Consider the following 7,700-nt stretch of genomic DNA (forward strand, 5'->3'; position numbering starts at 1 on the left):
TAGAAAACATGCGCGTCTGTCGCCCGCATCCATCAAAGAGTCAACCCGGCCCCGAGGCCCGCTGCGCCCGCAGCTTGGCGAAATACTCCAGGCGCTTTTTCAATTCCCGCTCGAACCCACGTTCGACCGGCTGGTATAGCGCGGGGCGTTCCATATCCTCGGGGAAGTAGTTCTGACCGGAAAAACCGTCCTCGGCATCGTGGTCATAGGCATAGCCCGCGCCATAGCCCTGATCCTTCATCAGAGAGGTCGGCGCGTTCAGGATATGCTTGGGCGGCGGCGCGCTGCCGGATTGCTTGGCCAGCCGCATTGCCGCCTTGTAGCCCACATAGGCCCCGTTCGATTTCGGCGCCAGCGCCAGATAAACCAAGGCCTGTGCAAGCGCCAATTCCCCCTCGGGGCTGCCCAGCCGTTCATAGGTTTCCCACGCATGCAGGCAGATCGTCTGCGCCTGTGGATCGGCCAGCCCGATATCCTCGACCGCCATCCTTGTGATCCGACGGGCCAGATAGCGCGGGTCTTCGCCCCCCGTCAGCATCCGCGCGAACCAATAGAGCGCCGCATCCGGGTCCGACCCGCGCACCGATTTGTGCAGGGCCGAGATCAGATTGTAATGCTCATCCCCCGACTTGTCGTATTTCGCCGCCCGCCGCATCAGCCGCTTGGCCAGAGCGTCCGGGTCCAGCGGCGTGCTGACCGCCCAGGCCGAGACCTGCTCGATCAGGTTCAGCAATGCGCGCCCGTCCCCATCCGCCATCTCTTGCAACGCTTCGCGTGCCAGGCCGGTCAGGGGCAGCGCCTGCCCCAGCTCTTTCTCGGCCCGCTGGGTCAGGCGTTCCAGATCTCCCAGATCCAGCCGTTCCAACACCAGAACCTGCGCCCGGCTGAGCACGGCGGCGTTCAGCTCGAACGAAGGGTTTTCCGTCGTCGCGCCCACCAGAAGGATGGTGCCATCCTCCATATGCGGCAGGAACCCATCCTGCTGCGCCTTGTTGAAACGGTGAATCTCGTCAACGAACAGCAAGGTGCCCTGCCCGTTCTGGCGACGGATTTTCGCAGCCTCAAACACCTTTTTCAGGTCCGGTACGCCGGTGAAAATGGCGCTGATCTGGACGAAATGCAGATCGGTTTCCTGCGCCAGAAGCCGTGCGATGGTGGTCTTGCCCACACCCGGCGGACCCCAGAAGATCAGGCTGGAGAGGCTGCCCGATGCCAGCATCACACCCAAGGGGGCCTCAGCCCCCAAAACCTGTTCCTGCCCGATCACCTCAGCCAGTGTCTGCGGACGCAACCGGTCGGCCAAGGGGCGATGCGGCGCGGCAGCGGGCGTATCGCCGGGGGTGCCGAACAGGTCCGTCATAACCGAAAGCGCAGAGTCACTGCCTGACCGCCGCGCTGCAACGCAATCTGCACCCGACGGCCCGGATCGGTCAGAGCGCGTGGTACATCATCCGGATTTTGCACCGTCTCGCCATTGATCGCGGTTACCACATCGCCTACCCGCAACCCCGCCCGCGCGCCATAGGGGCCGGGTTCAACCACCACGATGCCGGTCTGCGACAACCCGAGACCCAACCGCGTGATTTGCGCCGGATTGATCCGCGCCACGACCAGACCGGGTAACACAGTGTCTTCATCCAAAGTGGTCTCATCCGCCGCGGGCGTATCGGGCGCAGGGATCAGCTCAACCTCGACCTCAGTCTTCGCATCGCCGCGCAGGCGCGTCAGAACAGAGGTCCCACCCACCCCCGCGATCGACATGCGGAATTTCATCTCGGCGGGCGAGTTCACCTCTTTCCCGTCCACATGGGTGACCACATCACCCACTTTCAGCCCAGCCTCACCCAGCGGGCTCAGCGGATGCAGGTCCGAGATCACAACCCCTTGCGGCAATACCAGACCCAGCGATTCCGCGATATCCGCGCTCATATGCTGACCGCTCATTCCGGCCCAGGGACTGACAAAGCGGTCATTCCCCGCACGCGCCTGTTGCAGATATTCAGCGACCAGATTGGCCGGGATCGCAAACCCGATCCCGTTCGACCCGCCTGACCGCGTCAGGATCGAGGTATTGATGCCGATCAGATCACCATTCACATCTATCAGCGCCCCGCCCGAATTGCCCGGATTGATCGGCGCATCAGTCTGAATGAAATACCCCCGCGCATTGCCCGTCGCCGTGCCGGTCCGCGCCAGCCCCGAGATAATGCCCGAGGACACCGTCTGCCCCACCCCGAACGGGTTGCCGATGGCCAGCGCCAGCTCTCCGACCTCAACCAGATCGGAATCGCGCATGGCGAGGAAGGGCAGGTCTTCGGCCTCATCCAACCGCAGGATCGCGATATCGCTTTCCTTGTCGCCCAACACCACCGACGCGGAGTATTCCCGCCGGTCAGTGGTCACGATCCTGATCTCGGTCGCCGCCCCCACGACATGGTAATTGGACACGACATAGCCATCCTCGGACAGGATCACGCCGGAACCCAGCGAGTTCTGAACCCTCGGTCTCGGTGCCCCAAATCCGTTACCAAAGAAATCTTGGAAAAACGGGTCCGAGAACAGCGCATTCCCACGCCCCTGCCGCACGATCTTGGCGTAAATGTTCACAACCGCCGGCGCGGCCTGTTTTACCACCGGCGCAAATCCGAGGCTGATTTCGGCTTGCGAATTCGGCACCTTGGTTTCGGCATGTGCAGAAACCGCACAGGTCGCCAACAGCAATGAACACAATAGATTTCGCATGATCTGTCCGTTGTTTATTTGCCCCTCGGATATGCGAGGCCATTGCCGGGATTGCAAGCGTGTTAGGCGTTGACGCGGCCGGGTCAGGCTGAAACTGTCAGATCAGTGCACTCAACCAGAACGGACATATTGTGATAAAAGCGTTTCGTCTAAACAGGTTGGCAAAACCCGGGTTTTTCATTTTCTTCGTAGCCGCAGCATTTGGATCAACCATCCAGTCTGCGCAAGCCGCAGATACCAAACTGACCATGGGAACCGGCGGCAAAGGTGGGTATTACTTCCACATTGGCGATCTTTTGTGCGAATCCTTCGCACAAGGCACCAACGGCTACAAATGTCGTGCCGTGGCAACCGACGGGCCAAGGGAAAACCTGCCGAAACTCCGTCGTGGCAAGTTCGATATCGTCGTAGCCCGGTCGGATTGGGCCAAACGCGCGCTTGATGGGTCTGGCGCCTTTGAAGGCAAAGGGGCGGATACCTCCCTGCGATCGCTGTTTTCAATCCACAGCGAACCGCTGACGATCATTGCCAGAAAAGGGGCTGGGATTGGCACTTTCGGCGATCTGAATGGAAAACGTGTGCGCCTTGGATCATCCGCCACGCAATTGTTTCGGCAATCACCACAAGCGGCGAACTGGGGTACCTCTGGCTTTAAAACCCTCAAGTTCCGCGACCTGAGCCAACAGAGCGCGGCCTTGTGCGCTGGCGAAATCGATGCCATTGCCAGTGTAGTCGGTTATCCTTCTGGTTGGGTGCAGAAGACCGCAAAAACCTGCCCAATTCAGTTGGTAACTGTCCCTAGCGGTCAAGTCTCAGGCTCTGGCGAACTTGCCAAAGCAACGATCCCGGCAAGCACCTATACGGGCGTGACCTCGCCAACAAACACCCTCGGCTACAAGGCGACCATTCTAAGCAGCGCCGAGGTTTCCGAGGACGACGTTTATGCCTTCGTCAAATCCACTTTTGAAAATCTGGCCGAGTTGGGGCGCCAACACCCTGCCCTGAGTGGTTTGCATCCGTCTGGCATGATCCGTGACGGCCTACCCGCACCTTTGCATCCGGGAGCCGCACGATATTACCGGGAACAGGGGTGGATCAAATAGGCCCGGTCTGAACGGACTTGAAAAGAAAAAACCCCCACGTCCAGGACGCGGGGGTTTGCATTCAGAAAGCCGGGCTTTCTTATTCTTCGTCTGCGGCCTCTTCGGCGGCAACGCGGGCTTTGTCGGCCGCGCCTTTGGCGTCCAGATCGCGGTCAACGAATTCGATGATCGCCATCGGGGCCATGTCGCCATAGCGGAAGCCAGCCTTCAGGATACGGACATAACCGCCCTGACGCTCGGCGTAGCGGGGGCCCAGAACTTCGAACAGCTTTGCGACGTCTTTGTCTTCTTTCAGCTGCGATGCGGCCTGACGGCGGGCGTGCAGGTCGCCGCGCTTGCCCAGGGTGATCAGTTTTTCAACGATCGGGCGCAGTTCTTTTGCCTTGGGCAGAGTCGTTTTGATTTGCTCATGCTCGATGAGCGAGCCAGCCATGTTCGCAAACAGCGCCTTGCGGTGCTCATGAGTACGGTTCAGGCGGCGGTAACCACGTGCGTGACGCATTTTCTAATTCCTTCTTTCGCGTTTTGCTTTGTCTGTCCGGCGATGCGTGTCACCGGCTCTCCTTGGGGCGGAAGTGCCCGTTTTGTCCCCGGAATCCCGGGCATTTGCGTATGGCGGGCTGAAGCCCGCCCTACGATTTGATCCGAAGTAGGCCGGGCTTCAGCCCGGCACTGCCTTAAAAGGCGTCTTCGAATTTCTTAGCCAGATCTTCGATGTTGTCAGGCGGCCAGTCCTCGACATCCATGCCGAGGTGCAGACCCATGCCGGACAGCACTTCTTTGATCTCGTTCAGCGATTTGCGGCCGAAGTTCGGGGTGCGCAGCATCTCGGCTTCGGTCTTCTGGATCAGGTCGCCGATGTAAACGATGTTGTCGTTCTTCAGGCAGTTTGCCGAACGGACCGACAGTTCCAACTCGTCCACTTTCTTCAGCAGCAGCGGGTTGAACTCCAGACCATCGTCTTCGTCCTGGCGGCCAGCCGATTCCGGCTCGTCGAAGTTGACGAAGATCGACAGCTGATCCTGCAGGATACGTGCGGCAAAGGCCAGCGCGTCTTCCGGGGTGATCGAACCGTCGGTTTCGATCTTCAGGGTCAGCTTGTCATAATCCAGAACCTGACCTTCACGGGTCGGCTGAACGTCATAGGCAACCTTTTTGACCGGCGAATAGATCGCGTCGATCGGGATCAGGCCGATGGGGGCGTCTTCGGGCTTGTTCTTCTCAGCCGAGACATAACCCTTGCCGGTGTTGACGGTCAGTTCCATGAACAGGTCGGCGCCATCGTCCAGGTGGCAGATGACGTGGTCGCGGTTCAGAACCTCGATACCGGCGCTTTCGCTGATGTCGCCTGCGGTGACAACGGCGGGGCCTTTGGCATTGATCGACAGGCGCTTGGGGCCTTCGACTTCCATGCGCAGGGCAACCTGTTTGAGGTTCAGGATGATGTCGGTGACGTCTTCACGAACGCCCGCGACCGAGCTGAACTCGTGCAGGACGTTATCGATCTGGACGCTGGTGATGGCCGCACCTTGCAGCGAGCTCATCAGAACGCGGCGCAGCGCGTTGCCCAGGGTCAGACCAAAGCCACGCTCCAGCGGTTCGGCAACCAGGGTCGCCTGACGTGCGGGATCGTTGCCCGGCTTCGCTTCCAGCTGGGTCGGCTTGATCAATTCTGCCCAATTCTTATGGATCATGTAATCCCTCCATTCCTGTCCGCGCCCCATGACCAACAAGGTGCAGACGCCCGAGGTTCAAAATGACGTGCTGGGGCCGTGCAAAAACACTGGCCCCAGCTCAATTTAATATCGCTTAGACGCGGCGGCGCTTCGGCGGGCGGCAGCCGTTGTGGGCAATCGGCGTCACGTCGCGGATCGACGTGATGTTGAAGCCCACGGCAGCCAGCGCGCGCAGAGCCGATTCACGACCCGAACCGGGGCCCTGAACTTCGACTTCCAGCGTCTTGACGCCATGTTCCTGCGCCTTCTTGCCTGCGTCTTCTGCAGCCATCTGAGCGGCGTAGGGGGTCGATTTCCGCGATCCTTTGAAGCCCATGGTACCGGCAGACGACCACGAGATGGCGTTGCCCTGCACGTCCGAGATCAGGATCTTGGTGTTGTTGAAGGTCGAGTTCACATGGGCAACGCCCGATGCGATGTTCTTACGCTCTTTGCGCTTGATGCGAGTCTTGTCACGTGCCATCGGTCAGACCCCCTCTTATTTCTTCTTACCGGCAATGGCCTTTGCGGGGCCTTTGCGGGTACGAGCGTTGGTGTGGGTGCGCTGACCGCGAACCGGCAGGTTGCGGCGGTGACGCAGACCGCGATAGCAGCCCAGGTCCATCAGGCGCTTGACGTTCATCTGAACTTCACGACGCAGGTCACCTTCGACGGTGTAGTTGGCGTCGATATGTTCACGGATGGCCAGAACTTCGGCATCCGACAGTTCATTGACGCGACGGGTTGCGTCGATGCCCACGGCTTCGCAGATCGCTTTGGCCGAGGTGTTGCCGATACCGGTGATATATGTGAGGGCGATAGGTACCCGCTTTGCAGTCGGGATGTTTACGCCGGCAATACGTGCCACGTGTCACTTTCCTTTTCGTTGCGGTTCCGTAGCTCCAGAACCTTTTTTCACAACATAAGCCCGAGGCGTTTCTGCCATCGGGCCATAGCTGATCAGGTGATCTGTTTTTCGGGCGCGACCCGGAAAACAAGGATTTGATTCTCTGAAAGAGATGATGTGCATTACGGGGGATTCGTAAGGCGGTCAAGTAGGAAGTCACGCTTATGTTACCGCGCCATGCAACTTCCTGAATTCACTTGCCCTAACAGGGTCGGTTTGCGCAACTGTTCTACCATGGTTCCATGGCAATTCGAAAGGTGGGAAAACGATGAATGCGAACACCGTGACGCTGAACGGATCAGAGATTTTTCACGACGTCGCAGGCAGCGGCCCACCAATTCTGATGATGCATGGCGGTCTGGGGCTGAGCCACGATTACCTGCGCCCCTATTTCGACCGGCTGGCCCAGGATCATACGGTCATCTACTACGATCATTTCGGCAATGGTCGGTCTGCCCGTCCCGCAGATTACGCCGAGATGACCTTTGACCGGCTGGTCTCGGACGCCATGGCGCTGATGGATCATCTTGGGCATGAGCGGTTCGTGCTGATCGGCCATTCTTATGGCGGCTTTATCGGACAGGTCCTTGCCGCGCGGCATCAGGACCGGCTGAACGGGCTGGTTTTGGTCGATACCGTGCCGGTTCTGGACTACCAACCTCCGGTCGCGGGGCCCGACCATCTGATGGAGGCGTTCGGCAAGCTGTTCAGCCAGCCTATGGCCGATGACGCCGATTGGCAGGACACCTGGGGCAAGGTCGTCCAGCTGTATTTCCACAACTGGGACGACGCGACCGGGGCCGATCTGGACGCCCGCACACGGTATGAACACCGCGCGTGGAATGCCGCGGGTGGGTTGCTGGAAGACTTCAATGTGCTTGAGGACCTGCCCAAGATGGCGACCCCCACGCTTGCCATGTCCGGGGCACATGACGGTATCACCCCACCCGAACCCGGCGCGCAACGCATTGCCAGCCTGATGCCAAATGCCGAGGCGGTCGTGTTCGACAACTCGGGCCACTATCCCTTTATCGAAGAGGAAGAGGCATTCTTCGACAAACTGACTGGCTGGCTGAAAGCCCTGTAACGCGCCTGACCCGGAATACAAAAAAGCCCCGCGGTCCGGACGCGGGGCTTTTTGATTTCATACTGAACGGGCGTCAGCCCAGAATAGCCTTGATCGACGCCGTCACTTCCTTGATCTCGGCCAGACCGTTGACCGGGCGCAGATCG

Annotated in this window: 8 protein-coding genes; 2 read left to right on the top strand and 6 right to left on the bottom strand. The window is 59.7% G+C overall.

Annotated elements, in window-relative coordinates:
* Positions 1 to 40 precede the first annotated feature (40 nt).
* Positions 41 to 1,360, bottom strand: coding sequence for a replication-associated recombination protein A (locus MPJ51_RS13440; protein ID WP_298387585.1), 1,320 nt, complete (start codon positions 1,358 to 1,360; stop codon positions 41 to 43).
* Positions 1,357 to 2,742, bottom strand: a complete 1,386-nt coding sequence (locus MPJ51_RS13445; protein ID WP_298387588.1) for a trypsin-like peptidase domain-containing protein — start codon at positions 2,740 to 2,742, stop codon at positions 1,357 to 1,359. The genes MPJ51_RS13440 and MPJ51_RS13445 overlap by 4 nt, the downstream gene beginning before the upstream one ends.
* Before the next feature lie 131 nt (positions 2,743 to 2,873).
* Between MPJ51_RS13445 and MPJ51_RS13450 the strand changes: the two genes are divergently transcribed.
* Positions 2,874 to 3,845 carry a TAXI family TRAP transporter solute-binding subunit gene (locus MPJ51_RS13450; protein WP_298387591.1) on the top strand — a complete coding sequence of 324 codons (972 nt, stop codon included), beginning with the start codon at positions 2,874 to 2,876 and terminating at the stop codon, positions 3,843 to 3,845.
* A gap of 79 nt (positions 3,846 to 3,924) precedes the next feature.
* Here MPJ51_RS13450 and rplQ read toward each other — a convergent pair whose 3' ends face one another.
* From rplQ to rpsM, 4 genes are all read right to left on the bottom strand, one after another.
* Positions 3,925 to 4,347, bottom strand: a complete 423-nt coding sequence (gene rplQ, locus MPJ51_RS13455; protein ID WP_170476977.1) for a 50S ribosomal protein L17 — start codon at positions 4,345 to 4,347, stop codon at positions 3,925 to 3,927.
* A 175-nt stretch (positions 4,348 to 4,522) separates the two neighbouring features.
* Positions 4,523 to 5,539, bottom strand: a complete 1,017-nt coding sequence (locus MPJ51_RS13460; protein WP_298387599.1) for a DNA-directed RNA polymerase subunit alpha — start codon at positions 5,537 to 5,539, stop codon at positions 4,523 to 4,525.
* Between the two features lie 115 nt (positions 5,540 to 5,654).
* Positions 5,655 to 6,044: a 30S ribosomal protein S11 gene (rpsK, locus tag MPJ51_RS13465; protein ID WP_170462414.1), complete on the bottom strand. Its 390-nt coding sequence runs from the start codon at positions 6,042 to 6,044 to the stop codon at positions 5,655 to 5,657.
* Positions 6,045 to 6,059: 15 nt separating this feature from the next.
* Positions 6,060 to 6,428, bottom strand: coding sequence for a 30S ribosomal protein S13 (gene rpsM / locus MPJ51_RS13470; RefSeq protein WP_298387605.1), 369 nt, complete (start codon positions 6,426 to 6,428; stop codon positions 6,060 to 6,062).
* A gap of 307 nt (positions 6,429 to 6,735) precedes the next feature.
* On the opposite strand from rpsM, the gene MPJ51_RS13475 reads away from it, so the two are divergent.
* Entirely contained in the window at positions 6,736 to 7,554 is an 819-nt protein-coding gene (locus tag MPJ51_RS13475) for an alpha/beta fold hydrolase (RefSeq protein ID WP_298387608.1), read from the top strand.
* The last annotated feature ends 146 nt before the right edge of the window (positions 7,555 to 7,700 follow it).

This window comes from Ruegeria sp. (assembly GCF_028066395.1).
GTDB lineage: Bacteria > Pseudomonadota > Alphaproteobacteria > Rhodobacterales > Rhodobacteraceae > Ruegeria.